Annotated in this window: 16 protein-coding genes; 13 read left to right on the top strand and 3 right to left on the bottom strand. The window is 65.0% G+C overall.

Annotated features, from left to right (window positions below):
• Position 1 precedes the first annotated feature (1 nt).
• Genes ACN5KJ_RS17720 through ACN5KJ_RS17710 form a run of 3 tightly spaced genes read right to left on the bottom strand, consistent with a single transcriptional unit; the run spans position 2 to position 2,563 of the window.
• Positions 2-784: an ABC transporter permease gene (locus ACN5KJ_RS17720; RefSeq protein WP_418595250.1), complete on the bottom strand. Its 783-nt coding sequence runs from the start codon at positions 782-784 to the stop codon at positions 2-4.
• 1 nt (position 785) lies between these two features.
• The gene (locus ACN5KJ_RS17715) at positions 786-1,577 is read right to left on the bottom strand and encodes an ABC transporter ATP-binding protein (protein ID WP_418595249.1); all 792 of its coding nucleotides are present in this window, start codon (positions 1,575-1,577) and stop codon (positions 786-788) included.
• Positions 1,574-2,563, bottom strand: a complete 990-nt coding sequence (locus tag ACN5KJ_RS17710) for an ABC transporter substrate-binding protein (protein ID WP_418595248.1) — start codon at positions 2,561-2,563, stop codon at positions 1,574-1,576. Before ACN5KJ_RS17710 ends, ACN5KJ_RS17715 begins: the two co-directional genes overlap by 4 nt.
• Positions 2,564-3,512: 949 nt before the next feature.
• Between ACN5KJ_RS17710 and ACN5KJ_RS17705 the strand changes: the two genes are divergently transcribed.
• The 13 genes from ACN5KJ_RS17705 (at position 3,513) to ACN5KJ_RS17645 (ending at position 16,132) form a co-directional block, all read left to right on the top strand.
• On the top strand, positions 3,513-4,154 hold the full coding sequence (locus ACN5KJ_RS17705; RefSeq protein ID WP_418595247.1) for a TetR/AcrR family transcriptional regulator: 642 nt from the start codon (positions 3,513-3,515) through the stop codon (positions 4,152-4,154).
• 29 nt (positions 4,155-4,183) lie between these two features.
• Entirely contained in the window at positions 4,184-5,242 is a 1,059-nt protein-coding gene (locus ACN5KJ_RS17700; RefSeq protein ID WP_418595246.1) for a C4-dicarboxylate TRAP transporter substrate-binding protein, read from the top strand.
• Between the two features lie 3 nt (positions 5,243-5,245).
• Entirely contained in the window at positions 5,246-5,776 is a 531-nt protein-coding gene (locus ACN5KJ_RS17695; protein ID WP_206563680.1) for a TRAP transporter small permease subunit, read from the top strand.
• Positions 5,773-7,077, top strand: a complete 1,305-nt coding sequence (locus tag ACN5KJ_RS17690; protein WP_347168385.1) for a TRAP transporter large permease — start codon at positions 5,773-5,775, stop codon at positions 7,075-7,077. Before ACN5KJ_RS17695 ends, ACN5KJ_RS17690 begins: the two co-directional genes overlap by 4 nt.
• An 11-nt stretch (positions 7,078-7,088) precedes the next feature.
• A complete protein-coding gene (locus ACN5KJ_RS17685; protein WP_418595245.1) occupies positions 7,089-7,865 on the top strand; it encodes a cyclase family protein in 777 nt (258 codons plus the stop codon).
• Between the two features lies 1 nt (position 7,866).
• Positions 7,867-8,796 (top strand): 3-keto-5-aminohexanoate cleavage protein, encoded by a 930-nt coding sequence (locus ACN5KJ_RS17680; protein WP_418595244.1) that lies wholly within the window; start codon positions 7,867-7,869, stop codon positions 8,794-8,796.
• A 90-nt stretch (positions 8,797-8,886) separates the two neighbouring features.
• Positions 8,887-9,384, top strand: a complete 498-nt coding sequence (locus ACN5KJ_RS17675) for an OsmC family protein (protein WP_347168383.1) — start codon at positions 8,887-8,889, stop codon at positions 9,382-9,384.
• Positions 9,385-9,746: 362 nt separating this feature from the next.
• Entirely contained in the window at positions 9,747-10,745 is a 999-nt protein-coding gene (locus ACN5KJ_RS17670) for a LacI family DNA-binding transcriptional regulator (protein ID WP_418595243.1), read from the top strand.
• A 90-nt stretch (positions 10,746-10,835) separates the two neighbouring features.
• Positions 10,836-11,630 (top strand): 6-phosphogluconolactonase, encoded by a 795-nt coding sequence (locus ACN5KJ_RS17665; protein ID WP_418595242.1) that lies wholly within the window; start codon positions 10,836-10,838, stop codon positions 11,628-11,630.
• On the top strand, positions 11,623-12,399 hold the full coding sequence (locus tag ACN5KJ_RS17660) for a sugar isomerase domain-containing protein (protein ID WP_418595241.1): 777 nt from the start codon (positions 11,623-11,625) through the stop codon (positions 12,397-12,399). Before ACN5KJ_RS17665 ends, ACN5KJ_RS17660 begins: the two co-directional genes overlap by 8 nt.
• A gap of 5 nt (positions 12,400-12,404) precedes the next feature.
• A complete protein-coding gene (locus ACN5KJ_RS17655) occupies positions 12,405-13,544 on the top strand; it encodes an N-acetylglucosamine-6-phosphate deacetylase (RefSeq protein WP_418595308.1) in 1,140 nt (379 codons plus the stop codon).
• Positions 13,541-14,824 carry a neutral/alkaline non-lysosomal ceramidase N-terminal domain-containing protein gene (locus ACN5KJ_RS17650; protein WP_418595240.1) on the top strand — a complete coding sequence of 428 codons (1,284 nt, stop codon included), beginning with the start codon at positions 13,541-13,543 and terminating at the stop codon, positions 14,822-14,824. Before ACN5KJ_RS17655 ends, ACN5KJ_RS17650 begins: the two co-directional genes overlap by 4 nt.
• A gap of 12 nt (positions 14,825-14,836) precedes the next feature.
• Positions 14,837-16,132, top strand: coding sequence for an extracellular solute-binding protein (locus ACN5KJ_RS17645; protein ID WP_418595239.1), 1,296 nt, complete (start codon positions 14,837-14,839; stop codon positions 16,130-16,132).
• The last annotated feature ends 47 nt before the right edge of the window (positions 16,133-16,179 follow it).

Below are 16,179 nucleotides of genomic sequence, written 5' to 3'. Positions count from 1 at the left end.
ATCACTTGCTTTCGCGCGGAAGGCTCCACGGGAAGAAGTGGCGCTGGGTCTGTGCGATGATCTGGAACAGCGTCAGGGACATGACGACAAGTATGGCCAGACCGGCCCAGGCCTGCGGGATCTTGAACAGGGAGGTCGAGAACTGGATGAAGTACCCGATCCCCTTCTCGGCGGCCACGAACTCGGCCACGACCGCCCCGATCACCGACAGGGTCACCGAGATCTTCAGCCCCGAGAAGATATAGGGGATCGCATAGGGGATGCGGATCTGGGTGAATTCGCGGATGGCAGGCGCCTTCAGCGAATGGCTGAGCTCGATCAGTTCCTCCGGCGTTGCCTTCATGCCGGTGGTCATCGACACGACCAGCGGGAAGAAGGAGATCATGAAGGTGATCAGAACCCGCGACATGTCCCCCGATCCCATGGTCACGATGATGATCGGCGCGACCGCGACGATGGGGGTCGACTGGATCACCACCAGCAGCGGGTAGATGCCGCTGGAGACCAGCTTGAACCGCGTCAGCAGGATCGCCAGCGGCAGCGAGACCACGATGGCGGTCAGGAACCCGAGCATCGCCACCCGCAGGGTCGCCCAGGCATGGGCCAGCCAGCGCGACACCGTCACCGCGTCGAAGCCTTCCAGGATCCGGCTGGGGGCCGGCAGCAGGAAGGTGGGGATGGTGAAGAAGCGGGTCGAACTTTCCCACAGCACGAGGATGATCAGGAAGGTCAGCCCGGGCAGCAGCCCGGGAATGCGGTTCACACGCGTCAATGTTGCAGTCATGTCAGGCCGCCTTCCTGGTCATCAAGGTATCGCGCAGATGGGCCACGAGATCCTGCATCTCGGTCAGCCGCATGGAGTCGCCGGTCCGCGGGCGCGGCGCGGGAACCCTGAGATCCTCCGCGACCCGCGCTCCGGGGCCATGGCTCATCACGATGATCCGGTCGGCCAGTAGAACGGCCTCGACGATGGAATGGGTGATGAACATCACGGTTTTCCGGTGCTTCTGCCAGATGTTCTGCAACTCGTATCCCATTTCCTCGCGGGTCAGGGCGTCGAGAGCCGAGAACGGTTCGTCCATCAGCAGGATGTCGGGGTTGTGCAGAAGCGCGCGGGCAATGCCGACACGCTGCTGCATCCCGCCCGACAGCCTGTCGGGGCGGCGATTTTCCAGCTTGGCAAGGCCGACCAGCTTCAGCAGTTCGTGCGCCCGTTCCCGCTGTTCCGGGGTGACGCGCCCGTATTTGTGCTTCATCGGGAAGACCACGTTGTCCTCGAGCGTGGCCCAGGGCAGCAGGGTCGGCTTCTGGAACACGATGCCGATATCGTCACGCGGTTCGACCACCTTCTCGCCATGCACCGAGACCGTGCCGGCGCTTGGTTTCAGTAGGCCGGCGACGATCCGCATCAGCGTGGACTTGCCGCAGCCCGACGGCCCGAGCACCGCAAGGAACTCGTGGTCGTTGATCGCCAGGTTGACATGTTGCAGGGCAACCAGTTCGCCTGCGCGGGTGTCGAATTTCATTTCGACATCGGTGAACTGGACAGCGGGTGTCACGGTATCGGGCTGGATCATGATCCGTTCTCCGGCATGAAGCTGCGGTCAACCACGTCTTCGGGATCCAGCGCATCCGGTGCCAGGCCCTGGGCAGCGGCGACGCGCTCCCATGTGGCCTGCAGGCGCCCGGGTTCCAGCGCGCCGAGCCCGTCCCGTTCCGTGACCTCGTTGAAGATCAGCCCCAGCGCGTCGTTCAGCGACCCCATGGCGGTGGCGTGATCCATTTCCGGGACGGCGTCGGTCACCGCCTTGGCCGCGTCCTCGGGGTTCTCGCGCATGTATTCCACCGACTTGAGCAGTGCCGCGATGAAGCGGCGGGCCACGTCGGGGCGCTCTTCCAGGAACTGGTTCGAGGCGACGATAGAGCCGGAATACATCACCAGCCCGGCTTCGGCCCAGGGCAGAACGATCATCTCGCGTCCGGCATCCTTGGCCTGCTGGGTGTAGCGGGTCACGTCGGTGATCCAGGAAATCACCGCGTCGGTCTGCCCGGTCACCAGCATCGGGTTCAGCGCGCCCGGGTCGGATTTGGTCAGGGTGACATCGTCCATCGACAGGCCGTTGTCGTTCAGCACCAGCGGCAGGTAGACGTTCGACGAGGTGAAGGGCGAGGTCACCAGGTTCTTGCCTTTCACATCGGCAAAGCTTTCGATCCCGTTGCCCTTCAGGGTGAAGAATGCGTGCGGTCCCTCGCTGTAATAGGACATCACGGCGGTCACTTGCAGGTCTTCGGTCACCCGGGCGGCCATCAATGCGCCGATATCGGCATTGCCGATATCCGAGCTTCCGGTGGCCAGTTTGGTCAGCGATTCCGAGGAACCGCGCCCGGATTCGAGCCTCAGGTCCAATCCGGCCTCTTCGCAAAACCCCCGTTCGAGACAGACAAAGATAGCTGCCTTGTCACCGCCGGGCAGCCAGTCCATCTGGAACGTGACTTTGTCGGCGGCCTGAGCAGACGCCGCACTGCCCAGTAGAAACGCGGTGGCTGAGATTATTCCCTTCATGATTTTTCCTCCCTGTCGTGGTTCGCAGCGGACACGAACCGGCAACGTTTTGAGCCGATTTGAATCAGTTCGCCCTGAGGGATTGTCGAGCAGTAGCGATCGTTACCCTTTTAAACTGACTGCCCCGGGTGAACTGCACGAATACTGAGCAATTACCAAAGTCCCAGAGGGCCAAGTTCGCTTCTACTCTGGAAAAAAGCTAGCACGTAAAATTCAATCCCGGAAGGAAAATTTTGGAATTGTCAACAATCGCACGGGGGCTGGGCGCCCCTTGTGTCCGGCCCGCAATGGATAAGTTGACGCAAATGTTGAGAAATTCGCAGCGGCCCTGGAGCCGGGCAAAGTCCGGTGTATGGCGGGCCGGATCCCGCAGGTTCGCTGGGGGATCCTGCATGGGGACTAAGGTCGTGTTGCCGTGGCCCGGGCGTCCCGGCTGCATGGAAGAATCACCCCGCCGCCAGGCAATCCGCCATTCCGGTTGCAAAATGGCCCGGCGCGCCGTTCTTTTCGGGGCCGATCAGGGCGCGCAGGGAGCGGTCGGTTTTAGCCCAAGCTGTCCCTGTCTCGAATTAACCGGAAGCTTGACCGAAATTGTCATCTGTTTTCGGGGGCAGACTACGCCCGTAATTTACCTATTGGCGCGTATACGTCGATATAGCCCCATTGTGCCCGCGCGGTCTTTGTCTTGGATGCGGTCCTTGCAAATGGGGCGGGGCATTGGCGTGGCGGGCAACGGTCGTGCCAAACTCCGGGTGGCGTTTCTCTGTCCGATCCTGACGCTTGAGAAAGCCGGCCAGATGAACAGAACCGCCGCCGGAGTGGCGACGGCCCGGGGGCGAAACCGTATCTGAAAGCGACGTGTCACGGGTGCCGCCAAGGGAGGGCGCGCGGTGGAAAGGCTGGCCATCAACCGTCTTGACTAACTGATCAGTCAGGATATAGTGCCCCCATGTCGAAGGCACCTGCAAAACGCGGTTCAAGCGCATCGGGCGCGATTGAAAAGATCCTGCTTGCCGCAGAGGTCGAGTTCGCCGACCGCGGTTTCGATGGCGCGGGGATGAAGGCGATTTCCACGCGGTCGGGGGTGTCGCAGGCGCTGTTGCACTATCACTTCGGCAACAAGGAAACGCTTTACGAGGCGGTGATTGCGCAGCGGTCGGAGAAGATCAACTCCGAGCGGATGGCGCTGCTGTCCCGGGTGGATCTGGACGCGGCGGATGCGCTGGACCAGATCCTCGACGCCCTGTTCCGGCCGCCACTTGGGCCGTCGGGCGGGCAGAACGCCTATGCGCGCATCTTCAGCGGACTGGTTGTCGGGCAGGAACGCGAGCAGGCGCTGGTGCGGAAATTCTACGATCCGACGGCGCAGAAATTCGTGGCGGCGCTGGAACGCGCGGTGCCCGGGGCCGATCAGGCCATGGCCGGGATGGCCTACACCTTGTCGCTTGGCGCCCTGATCGCGGTGATCGGTCGCGATGGCCGGGTCGAGCGGCTGATGGGGCGCGACGGTCTTCAGAGCTTCGAGGCGGTTCTCGCGCAGCTGGTCCGGTTCGCCAAGGGCGGCGTTTTGGCGCTGACGGCGACAAGTTAAGACAAGTCCATGATATCAGGGAGGGAAATATGAACACAATGATGAAGCGCGGGCTGCTGGCAGCCGTCTTGCTGGGCCCGACCGGAGCGGTCGCCGACAGCTTTTCCGCCACGATTGCCGCCGGGCATCCGCCGGTGTTCCGCTGGGTCCAGATGCTGGACGAGGCCTTCGTGCCGGCGGTCGAGGCGGCGCTTGAAGGGTCGGAGCACTCGATTTCCTTCTCCAGGCAGTACGGCGGTGCCATTGCCGGGGTGGGCGAAGAGCTGGAGGCGGTCGAGGCCGGGCTGGCCGAGCTTGGCACCTGTCAGTCGCTCTTCGATCCGGCCAAGCTGGCCGTGCAGAACGTGACCTATTACACGCCCTTCGTCAGCGCCGATGTGCGCCAGATCGGGACGCTGATGCACCGGCTGCAGGTTGAAGATCCGGCGATGCAGAAAAGCTATGAGGACAATGGCGTGGTCTATATCGGGGCGCCCATGGTGCTTGACGATTACCTGCTGATGACCAATTTCCCGGTGACGTCGCTGGCCGATCTGGACGGCAAGAAGATCGGCGCGCCGGGGGCGGCGCTGAACTGGCTTTCGGGCACCGGGGCGGTCGGCGTCTCTGGCAACCTGACCACCTATTACAACGAGCTGAAGACCGGCGTCTTCGATGGCGTGATCGTCTTCGGCTCTGCCGCCCTGCCCAGCAAGCTGTATGAGGTCGCGCCCTATATCACCCGCGCCGGTCTTGGCGCGCAATATGCCGGGTCGATCTGTGCCAACGTCGACTGGTACGACAGCCTGCCCGAAGAGGTGCGCACGGCGCTGACAGAGGCGGCGGAAGCGACCGCCGACTGGTATGTCGGCTCGCTGGAAGCCGCTGTCGAGAACGCCTTCACCGTCATGGGTGAAAACGGCGCAACGATCACCGACGCCTCGGACGAGCTGCGCGCGGCCTGGGCCGGGACCATGGACAACGCGGCCAGGGTCTGGGCCGAGGGTCTGGATGCGCAGGGCCAGCCCGGCACCGAGGCGCTGCGGACCTACATGGAGCAAATGCGTGCGGCTGGCGCGGCCCCGCTGCGTGACTGGGACGCCGAATAATCCATGACAGAGCTTGCCCGGGCAGAGCCCTGGCCCCTGCGTTGGCTGGATGTGCTGACGCAGGTGGCCAATGTCTGCGGATCTCTCCTGATTTCGGGTCTGGTCCTGCTGATTGGCGCCGATGTCTTCAGCCGCAATATGTTCAATGCCCCGATCTCGGGCGTGCCGGAGATGGTGACCCTGTCCATCGTCGCGATCGTGTTCCTGCAGGCGCCGCAGGCGCTCAAGGTGGGTCGCATGACCCGTTCCGATGCGCTGATCGGGTTTCTGGAGCGCCGCGCGCCGCGTGTCGTTCAGGGTCTCGAGACCCTCTACGACCTTCTGGGGATGGTGGTGGTCGGGGCCATTCTCTACGCGACCTGGCCGATCTTCATGCGCGCCTGGACACGGTCGGAGTTCGTCGGCGCCGCGGGTGATTTCACCGCGCCGGTCTGGCCGGTGAAACTGATGATCCTGGTCGGGGGCTGCCTGCTGGTGCTGCAGTTCCTGGCCCGGATCCTGCGCCGCTTCCTGACTGCGAAGGAAAGCCGATGACGACATTTGAAATCGGGTTGATGGCCCTGGGAGGGATGGGGCTGATGGTCATGGGCGGCATGTTCGTGCCCATTGCCCTGATCCTCTGTTCCTTCCTCGGGGTCTGGGCGATCAAGGGATCGCCGATCCTGGCCGCCAAGATGCTGGGCCTTGCCGCCAACGATGCCATTGCCAGCTACTTCTTCGGCGTGGTGCCGCTGTTTGTGCTGATGGGGTTCCTCGTCTCGGAATCCGGGATCGGGCGCGATGCCTTCGACGTGGCCAATGCGATGTTCCGCCGGATCAAGGGCGGGCTGGGTGTGGGCACGGTGGCGGCCAATGCGATCTTTGCCGCCGTGACCGGGATCTCGATTGCCTCGGCGGCGGTCTTTACCAAGATCGCGGTGCCCGAGATGCGTCGGCACGGCTACAGCAGCCGCTTTGCCGTCGGTGTGGTGGCGGGCAGTTCGGTGCTGGGCATGTTGATCCCGCCAAGCCTGCTGCTCATCCTCTTCGGGTTGCTGGCAGAACAGTCCATCGGCGACCTGTTCGTGGCCGGGATCGGGCCGGGCATCGTGCTGGCCCTGTTCTTCGGGGTCGGCACCGTCCTGATGGCCATCTTCGCGCCGAAATTCGTGGGGGAAAACCTCAGCAAGGACAGCGAGGCGCTGAGCCCGATGGAGCTGCTGTCCAAGGGGGTGCCGATCACCGCGCTGATCGGCATCGTTCTGGGCGGCATCTACGCGGGCTTTTTCACCCCGGTCGAAGCCGGCGCCATCGGCGCCATCGGGGCGCTGGTCATCGGGGTGCTGAAACGGCGCCTCAGCTGGGCCGCGCTCTGGCGCGTCCTGGTGGATACCGGGCTTGTCACCGCGTCGGTCTGCTTCCTGATCATCGCCGCGCAGATGTATTCCCGGATGCTGGCCTTTTCCGGGGTGCCGCTGGCATTCGGTGAAATGGCGGCCACGGCAGAGCTTGGCGTGCTGGGTTTGATCCTGCTCTACGTGCTGGTGGTGATCTTTCTGGGCATGATCCTCGACAGCTCCTCGATCATGCTGATCCTCGTGCCGCTGATGCTGCCGATCCTGATCCCCATGGGGGTCGACCTGATCTGGTTCGGGATCATCACCGTGATCGCGGTGGAAATCGGGCTGCTGACGCCACCCTTCGGGATCTCGGTCTATGTCATCAAATCCACGCTGGATGACCCCGATATCAGCCTGGGCGACATCTTCTACGGCGCCGCGCCCTTTGCGCTGATGATGCTGCTCTGCCTGATCCTGATCATCCTCTTCCCCGCCATCGCCACCGGCCTGCTTTGAAAGGTGCTGCCATGACCCGTAGATTTGTCGACCTGTCTGTGCCGCTCGAGGCGGACATCCCCTCGGACCCCGAGATGATGCTGCCCCGGATCGAGTATTTCGACCACAAGGATACCGCCGAGCAGATGGCCGGTTTCTTCCCCGGGCTGACGCCCGAAGACCTGCCCGGCGGCGACGGCTGGGCGATCGAGAGGCTTTCGATCTACACCCACAACGGCACGCATCTTGACGCGCCCTATCACCACCATTCCACCATGGATGGCGGGAAGCGCGCGATCACCATCGACGAGGTGCCGCTGGAGTGGTGTTTCGGCAATGGCGTGAAGCTTGACTTCCGGCACCTGCCGGACGGGCACATCGTCACGCCCGCAGAGGTCGACGAGGCGCTGGAGCGGATCGGCCACAGGCTTCAGCCGCTGGATATCGTGATGATCAACACATCGGCGGGGGCGCGCTACGGCGCGCCGGATTACCTGATGCGCGGTTGCGGCATGGGGCGCGACGCGACCATGCACCTGCTGGATCAGGGTGTCCGCGTGACCGGCACCGATGCCTGGAGCTGGGACGCGCCCTTCCCGCTGACCGCCAGGGAGTTCGCCGAAAGCCGCGACCCCGCCATCATCTGGGAGGGGCACCGCGCCAGCATGGAGACGGGCTACTGCCACATGGAGAAGCTGGCCAATCTCGACCAGCTTCCCGGGACCGGATTCACCGTGTCCTGCTTCCCCTACAAGATCAAGGCGGCGTCCGCCGGGTTCGTCCGTGCCGTCGCCATATTCGAGGACTGACATGCAAAAGACCATCATCACCTGCGCCATCACCGGGGCGATTCACACGCCGACCATGTCGGACGCTCTGCCCTACCGGCCCGACGACATCGCGCAGCAGGCCATTGACGCGGCCAAGGCCGGGGCGGCGATCCTGCACCTGCACGCCCGCGACCCGGAAAATGGCAAGCCCTCGGTCGATCCGGCGCATTTCATGGCCTTCCTGCCCGCCATCAAGGCCGAGACCGACGCGATCATCAATATCTCGACCGGCGGCAGCATCACCATGGGGATCGAGGACCGGCTGGCACCGGCGGCGGCGGCCTCCCCGGAAATGTGCTCGCTCAACATGGGATCGCTGAACTTTTCCTGCCACCCGCTGGCGGATCGCTACGAGCGTTTCAAATTCGACTGGGAAGAGGCGCATATCCGGGCCTCCGAGGGCGGGATATTTCGCAATACCTTTGCCGACATCAAGCAGGTCGCGGCGACCATGGGGGGCGACCGGCACAACGCCAAGTTCGAACATGAATGCTACGAGGTCGGCCATCTCTACAACCTTGCGTTCTGCATGAAGCAGGGCATGTTCCAGGCCCCGATCTTCCTTCAGTTCGTGATGGGCATCCTGGGGGGGATCGCCGCCGAGATCGACAACCTTGTCTTCATGAAGCGCACCGCCGACCGGCTCTTTGGCGACAATTACCAGTGGTCGGTGATTGGTGCCGGTGGCCAGCAGATGAAGCTGGCGGCGGTGGCGGCGCAGATGGGTGGCCACGTGCGGGTCGGGCTTGAGGATTCGCTGTTCATCGAGCGTGGCAAGCTGGCGGAGTCGAATGCCCAGCAGGTCGAGAAGATCAAATCCATCCTCGAGGCGCAGGGCAACCGGATCGCCACCCCCGCCGAGGCCCGCGCCATGCTGGGGCTCAAGGGGGCGGACAAGGTAAGCTTCTGACCGGCCAGCCGCATTGGCCCCGTCCCGCCGGGGGCGGGGTCTGCCATGACAGCGTTGCGGCGCATGACGCGCCATTGAAGGGGGGACAGCATGTCCGTCGATCAGCCCAAGGACCCGCTTGAGGTCGTCTTTACCTGTTCCGGTCGCGCCACCGGGAAAATGCGCAACGATCTCGATGTCAAGATGACCCAGCCCATGCTGGAAGAGTTCGCCATGGCGACCGACGAAGGGCCGTTCCATGGCGGCGAAGCCTCGGCGCCGCCGCCGCTGGCCCATTTCATCAGCGGTCTGACCGGCTGCATCATGACCCAGTTGCGGGCCTTCGCGAAGCGGATGGACGTCGAGATCAACGACCTGACGGTCAACTGCAAGATCGTCTGGCAATGGACGCCGGTCGGCCGGATCTATGAAACGGCGCCCAAGTCCTTCGATATCGATATCCTGCTGGACAGCCCGAACCCTCTGGAAGAGCAGGTCGCGCTGATCGAGGCCGCCAAGAAAGGCTGCTTTGTCGAGCAGACGCTGGCGCAGTCGAATACGGTCACACATCGCCTGAAGACGCAGGGCGGATATCTGCGGCTTCGCTAGCCGTCCCGGGGCGGGCCGCTGTGTCGGGGCGTCAGGCGCCACCGGGGCCTGGTGCGTGACGGCGGGTTCGCCCGCCGCTGCCCGTTTTGCGCAGGGCGCGGACAGGCCCGACAGGGGCGGAACCCGGTCCCGTCCGGGCGGTCACAGTGCCCCGGCGGTCCGTCAGCCTGACCGGCTATACCCACCACGAACACCCGCGATTTTCCCTTCCTCTGGCCGGGGTAGCCCTGCCGACAGTCGATCCTGCCTCAGAGCCCATTGCCCGCGCCATCGGTGTTGGGCCACAATGCGCGCTTTGATCGTCGTGCCCCGTGCCCGGCAATTCGTTCCGGTTTCCGGGGGCTGTCAGGGAGAGACGCATTATGGCGACGCAGCGGCCAAGGGCCAAAAGGGTCACGATCCAGCAGGTCGCGGAGGCGGCGGGGGTCAACCGCTCGACCGTGTCGCGGGTCTTCAACAATCCCGACATCCTGCTCGAAGAGACCGTCCGAAACGTGCGCGAGGTGGCGCGAAAGCTGGGCTATTCGCCCAATGCGGCGGCGCGGGCGCTGCGCACCGGGCGCAACAGCAACATTGCCCTGGTGGTGCCCGACCTGACCAACCCCTTCATGCCGCCGATCGCGCTGGCGGTGCAGAAGGAGGCCTCGGCGCATGGGTATTCGGTCTTCATCGGCAATGCCGACGAGGACCCGAGCCAGGAAATGGACCTGTTGCGGCGGCTGTCCGATCAGGTGGCCGGGGCGGTTCTGGCTTCGCCGCGCTCCGAAAGCGCGCAGATCCACGCGCTGGCGCGCGAGATGCCGCTTGTCCTGATCAACCGGGATATCGAAGGCGTGCCGCGCGTGCTGATCAATTCCGGGCAGGGCATGGCGCGGGCCGTGGCCCATCTTGCCGAACTGGGGCATCGCCGGATCATATATGTCGGAGGCCCCGAGAATTCGTGGTCCAACGGCCAGCGGCGGGATGCGGTCACGCGGGCCGCAGCCGAAAATGGTGTCTCGATGGGCGAGCTTCCTGCCGGGATTGCCTCTTTCGCGAAGGGGGTCGAGCTTGTGCCAGAGCTTTTGACGCGCGGCGCGACCGCCTGCATCGCCTTCGACGACGTGCTGGCGCAGGGCATCTGTTTCGGCCTGGCCGAGAACGGGCTTCGGAACCCCGAGGATTACAGCGTCGTGGGCTGCGACGATATCCTGGGCTACCCCATGCTGACCACCGTTTCGGGCCCGTCGGCGGTTGCAGGGCAGAAGGCCGTCGACCTGCTGATTAGCTCTCTGAACGCGCCGCAGGAGGATGATGTGCGCATTGTTCTGGAAACGGAATTCGTTTCAAGACAAACCGTTAGCGCCCCGCCCCCCAGCTGAAGCAACCTTCGTTGGTGTCTTTGGACGATCTCGGCGTTGACGTGCAATCGATTGCACATTACGCTGCCTTGTAACGAAGGGACAAAGTTCATGATGACGTCAGACCATGTTGCACGTTCACCGGCGCATGCCGGAAGCGGGCTCAGCGAAAGATACACTGTCGAGATCTACCAGACGCGGGCAGAGATGGGGCGCGCCGTGGCGATGGATGTCGCGAACCGGATGCGTGCGGTCGCTGCGGACAAGGGCAGCGTGCGGATGATCTTTGCCGCAGCGCCCAGCCAGTCTGAAGTGCTCGAGGCCCTGACCGCGCTGCCCAACGTGCCCTGGGACAGGGTCACGGCCTTCCACATGGACGACTATCTCGGGCTCGAGGCCGAGGCCCCGCAGCGCTTCGGCAACTGGCTGCAGGAACATCTGTTCTCGAAGATACCCGCCGCCACGGTGCACCGCATCGCCGCGACCGGCACGGCGGATGAGATCTGCCAGGGCTATGCCGGGCTTCTGGGCGAGGCGCCGATCGACATTGTCTGTCTGGGCATCGGGGTGAACGGGCATATCGCCTTCAACGACCCGCCGGTTGCCGATTTCGACGATCCGCTCAGCGTGCGCGTTGTCGAGCTGGACGAGGTCTGCCGCCAGCAGCAGGTCGACGACGATTGCTTCGACCGGCTTGAAGCGGTGCCGCAGCAGGCGATCACCTTGACCATTCCGACCCTCATGGGGGCCGGTGCCCTGTTTTGCACGGTGCCCGGGGCGCGCAAGAAGGCGGCTGTGAAAGCCGCGCTGGAGGGGCCGATCACCACCGATTGCCCGGCCAGCATCCTGCGGACACATCCGAACTGCACCATCTACCTGGATCGCGAGGCGGCCCCCCATGGCTGATACCACGCTCACCGCCGACGCCCTCTGCGACGCCTATCTAGACGATGTCACGGCGCTTATGCAGCGCATTCACACCGAGGAAAAAGAGCCGCTGGACCGGGCGGCGCGGCTGCTGGCCGACCAGATCGCCGAGGACCGCCTTGTGCATGTCTTCGGTCCCGGCGGGCACTCCAACCTTGCGACGCAAGAGGTGTTCTTCCGCGCCGGCGGTCTGATGCATGTCAACGCGATCCTCGACGAGGGCACGCTGTTGTCGAACGGCGCCCTGCGCTCCATGGCGATCGAGCGGACGCCCGGGTATGGCCGCGTCGTGATCGACAACCAGGGCCTTGGCGAGGGCGACATCCTGATCCTCGTGAACGCCTATGGGATCAACGCCGCCCTGATCGACGCGGCGCTGATCGCGCGCGAGCGTGGCGTGCGGACCATCGGCATCAGCTCGCGACAGCATGCAGAGGGCACCGCTGCGGACCATCCCGCGCGCCACCCCACCAAGCAGAACCTGCACGACCTGGTGGATGTGGCCATCGACAGCAAGGTGCAGATCGGCGATGCCATTGTCGATATCCCGGGCATGACCGAACGCATCGCGGCGGTGTCGACCTATGCCAATGCGACGGCGCTGAACCTGCTGGTGATCCGAACGGTTCTGCACATCCGCGAACGGGGCATCGAGCCTCCGGTCTGGCGCAGCGGCAACGCCCCCGGCGGTGACGAGGCGAACAGGAAGTTCCTTGGTAACTTCCGGGGAAGGGTGCGCGCGCTTTGAACCGGGTGGCCAGCTATTCCGGCCGCGATTTCGCAAGCGGCAAGGGCCTGACGGTACATGTCCGGGGCGGCGTGATCGAGGAGGTCACGGACTGCGATGCCGAGGCTCTGCCCCTGTTGTCACCGGGGCTGGTGGATCTTCAGGTCAACGGTTTCGCCGGGTTCGACCTGAACGAGGGCGATCTGACGCCAGAGGTTGTGGAGGCCCTGAGCCAGGCGCTGGCCCGGGTCGGGGTCGCCGCCTATCTGCCGACGCTTATCACCGCCTCGGAAGCCGCGCTGTGCCAGCGGCTTTCGGCGATCCGGCTGGCGCAACAAGGCCTGCCCTTCTCGAAGGCCATGATCGCGGGTGTCCATGTCGAGGGGCCGTCGATCTCTGCCAAGGACGGGCCGCGCGGCGCGCATCCGCTGGCACATGTCCGGCCCCCCTGTCTCGAAGAATTCGCCCGTTGGCAGGGGGCCGCACAGGGGTTGGTGCGCATGGTGACGCTGGCCCCGGAAACCCCAGGCGCCGCCGCCTATATCCGGGCCCTGACCGCCGAAGGCATCTGCGTGGCCCTGGGCCATTGCGATGCCACCGAGGAAGAGATCGCCTTGGCGGTCGCGGCGGGCGCCAGCCTGTCGACCCATCTGGGCAACGGCATCGCCGCGACACTGCCCCGGCATCCGAATGCGATCTGGGCGCAGCTCTCCGAAGACCGCCTGATGGCCAGCCTGATCCTTGACGGGCATCACCTGTCCCGGTCGACCGCCCGCGCCATGCTGCGGGCGAAAGGGGTCGGGCAGACGGTGCTTGTCTCTGACAGCGTGACCTTCGCGGGCATGCCGCCGGGCCGCTACTCTTCGCCCATCGGCGGCGATGTGGAGGTCAGCGGCGACGGCAAGGTCTCGATCGCCGGGACCGCCTATCTTGCGGGCAGCGGGTCGTGCCTGCTGGATATCGTCTGCCGCTATCGGGCCTTCACCGGCTTTCCGACCGCCGAGGCCCTGACCATGGCGGTCAGCAACCCGGCGCGCGTGATCGGCAAGACACCCGCGCTGGTGCCCGGCGCACCGGCCACCTTCCTGCTGCTGGACACCAGCCGGGACGAGGCCCCGGCCCGCCCGGTCGAGATCCTGCACAATGGCGCGAGCATGCTGCCATGACGCGGGTCGGTGCCGCCGTTGTCGACATCACGCCGCCGCCGGGCGGGGCCATGGCGGGCTTTGCGGCGCGTCAGGACGCCGCCCGGGGCGGGCATGACGCGCTGAGTGCGCGGGCGCTTGTGGTCGACGATACGGCCTTCGTGTCGGTGGATGTCATCGGGATCGACGCGGTGTTTTCCGCCCGCATACGCAGGCTTTGCCCGCTGCCGGACGGGAATGTCACGATTGCGGCCACGCATACGCATGGCGGCCCGGTCTCGATGCCCGGACGCCTGTCGGTTGCCGCAGATCCGGCCTATCTTCAGGCGCTGGAACGCGGCGTCCTTCTGGCCATCGAACAGGCGGCAGGCGCCCGCGAACCGGCGCGGCTGTACGCCGGTTGCGGGGCAGAGCCGGGCTTTGCCACCAATCGGCGGCACGCGGACGGCCCGGTGGATCGGGGCGTGCCGGTGATGCGCTTCGACCGGATGGATGGATCGACCATCGCCCATCTGGTCTCTTATGCCTGCCACCCGGTTGTTCTGGGGGCGGACAACCTGCTGTGGACGGGGGATTACCCGCATTTCGCGCGCAGGGCGCTTGAAGAGGCATGCCCGGGGTCCGTCGCGGTATTCGCCACCGGCTGCGCGGGGGACGTGAACACCGGGCACAGCGCGGCGGCCTCGCTTTCCGCCGGGTATCAGGCAGACCGCACCTATGCGCGGGCCATGACCATCGGCGAGGGGGTGGCGCAATCGGCGCTTGCGGCGGAAATGGTCGCCGTGTCGGGGCCCATCGGATGCGCCGAGGCCTTCGCGGATCTTCGGTTCGAAAGCCGCGAAAGCGGCACGGCGGATGAGCTGGCCCGCGCGTGGCGCGCGGCCTCGCGCAGCCCGGGCGACATACATCACATCTGGGCGGATTGGGCCGGGCGGCAGATGGGCCGCGATCTGGAGCCGATGCAGGCCAGATGCACCGCCCTCAGCTGGGGCGGGGTGCTGATCCTCAGCCTGCCCGGAGAGATCTTTGCCCGGACCGCACTGGAGCTGCGCCAGTCCCTTGGTCGGGACGGGCCAGACCATGTGATCGCCTATGCCGATGACAATCCCGGATATATCCCGCCGCTGGGTGAATATGCGGTCGGCGGATACGAGGTGGACGAGGCGCACAGGTTCTATGGAATGGGCGCGTCGATCGCGCCCGGAGTGGCGGAGGCGTTGTCCAGTGCAGCACAACGCGCCGCCGAGATTGCGGCCAAACCGGCCGCAGCAGACTGCACGATCAAAAAAAGTCCAACATGAAAGGGAAATCCAATGCCATCGAATGACAAAGGCGCGCCACTGGGGAACGCGATCACATTGTCGGCGGGCCTGATGCTTGCCGGGACCATGGCGGCACAGGCGCAGGACGTCGTCGTCTGGGGCGGCTTCCCCGAGCTGGCCGACTACTACGAGCGCGTTGCCGAAGGGATGCGCGACGACTACCCCGATCTCAACGTCATCGTCGAGCCCATCGGCCTGCGCGACCACGAAAAGCGCGTTGCGCTTGGCCTGTCGTCGGGGCTGGATGACGCAACGGTCCTGGAACTGATCGGCTCTACCGCGAACCGCTACATCGTGAACGACCTTCTGCCGCCCGCGCCCTCGCATATCGCGGATTTCGTGAACGACGGTGCAAACTTCGAGCCGTTCTTCCGGGATACCGCCACGGTCGATGGCGCGGTCTACGGCCTGCCGCTGTTCCGGGGGCAGGGGGCGTTGTTCTACAATACCGACATGCTGGCAGAGGCCGGTCTGGACGGCCCGCCCAGCACCATGGAAGAGTATGACGCCTATGCCGCGAAGCTGACGCAGCGCGACGGGGACGGCACGCCCACGGTATCGGGTTGGTCGCTGCGCCTGTCTGGTGGCGGCGCCGGGATCGCCGAGAAGTTCTGGATCAACATGCACCAGCACGGTGGCGCCGTTCTGGACCGCGTCGGCGACAAGTACCGCGCGGGCTATGCCAGCGACGCCGGGCTTGCGACCCTGCGCCAATACGTCAATGCCGTCAGTGGCGACAAGACCGTGACCGTCGACATGCCCGCCGATGCCGCCGCGTTCCAGCGGGGCCAGACGGCGATGTTCATCCGCGAAAGCTGGGTGATCGGCGATACCGGGAAAAAGGCGCCCGATCTCAACTATGACACGGCGCTTCTGCCGCGCGGCTCGATTGCGCTGCCGGTCAACCTCTATGTCTCCGGTGGCTCGGACGAGGCGCAGGAAGCGGCATGGGCCTTTGCCATCGAGGCGAACAAGCCCGAGAACCTGATCTGGATGTTGGACAATGTCGGCTGGCTGCCCAACCGGGTGGGCGTCGACTACAGCGAGGTCATCGCGGCCAAGCCCCAGTTCTCGGCCTTTGTCGACCTGCCCGAAGACTACGATCTGTTCACCCTGCCGTCGATCGAGCCGATCAACGAGATCCTGACGCGCTTTGCAGCCACGCTGACCGAAGCCTTTGCCGATCCGTCGCTTGCCGGTGACGATGCCGCGATGATGGCCCTTCTCGAATCTGCCGCCGAGGAAACCAATGCGATCCTGGATCGCGCGGGCATTCTCGCCGAGTAAGGCACCACCAGACCTGCCCGCCGCGCCACCGCGGCGGGCAGGCCGAT

This window comes from Ponticoccus sp. (in: a-proteobacteria), from assembly GCF_048381735.1.
This window is presented reverse-complemented; position numbering and strand designations above follow the sequence as displayed.

Excerpts from the sequence above, each read along its gene's own strand:
- ACN5KJ_RS17720 (WP_418595250.1), bottom strand. The coding sequence starts at position 784 with ATGACTGCAACATTGACGCGTGTGAACCGCATTCCCGGGCTGCTGCCC.
- ACN5KJ_RS17665 (WP_418595242.1), top strand. The coding sequence starts at position 10,836 with ATGATGACGTCAGACCATGTTGCACGTTCACCGGCGCATGCCGGAAGC.
- ACN5KJ_RS17690 (WP_347168385.1), top strand. The coding sequence starts at position 5,773 with ATGACGACATTTGAAATCGGGTTGATGGCCCTGGGAGGGATGGGGCTG.
- ACN5KJ_RS17650 (WP_418595240.1), top strand. The coding sequence starts at position 13,541 with ATGACGCGGGTCGGTGCCGCCGTTGTCGACATCACGCCGCCGCCGGGC.
- ACN5KJ_RS17705 (WP_418595247.1), top strand. The coding sequence starts at position 3,513 with ATGTCGAAGGCACCTGCAAAACGCGGTTCAAGCGCATCGGGCGCGATT.
- ACN5KJ_RS17695 (WP_206563680.1), top strand. The coding sequence starts at position 5,246 with ATGACAGAGCTTGCCCGGGCAGAGCCCTGGCCCCTGCGTTGGCTGGAT.
- ACN5KJ_RS17660 (WP_418595241.1), top strand. The coding sequence starts at position 11,623 with ATGGCTGATACCACGCTCACCGCCGACGCCCTCTGCGACGCCTATCTA.
- ACN5KJ_RS17675 (WP_347168383.1), top strand. The coding sequence starts at position 8,887 with ATGTCCGTCGATCAGCCCAAGGACCCGCTTGAGGTCGTCTTTACCTGT.
- ACN5KJ_RS17670 (WP_418595243.1), top strand. The coding sequence starts at position 9,747 with ATGGCGACGCAGCGGCCAAGGGCCAAAAGGGTCACGATCCAGCAGGTC.
- ACN5KJ_RS17685 (WP_418595245.1), top strand. The coding sequence starts at position 7,089 with ATGACCCGTAGATTTGTCGACCTGTCTGTGCCGCTCGAGGCGGACATC.
- ACN5KJ_RS17680 (WP_418595244.1), top strand. The coding sequence starts at position 7,867 with ATGCAAAAGACCATCATCACCTGCGCCATCACCGGGGCGATTCACACG.
- ACN5KJ_RS17700 (WP_418595246.1), top strand. The coding sequence starts at position 4,184 with ATGAACACAATGATGAAGCGCGGGCTGCTGGCAGCCGTCTTGCTGGGC.
- ACN5KJ_RS17645 (WP_418595239.1), top strand. The coding sequence starts at position 14,837 with ATGCCATCGAATGACAAAGGCGCGCCACTGGGGAACGCGATCACATTG.
- ACN5KJ_RS17715 (WP_418595249.1), bottom strand. The coding sequence starts at position 1,577 with ATGATCCAGCCCGATACCGTGACACCCGCTGTCCAGTTCACCGATGTC.
- ACN5KJ_RS17710 (WP_418595248.1), bottom strand. The coding sequence starts at position 2,563 with ATGAAGGGAATAATCTCAGCCACCGCGTTTCTACTGGGCAGTGCGGCG.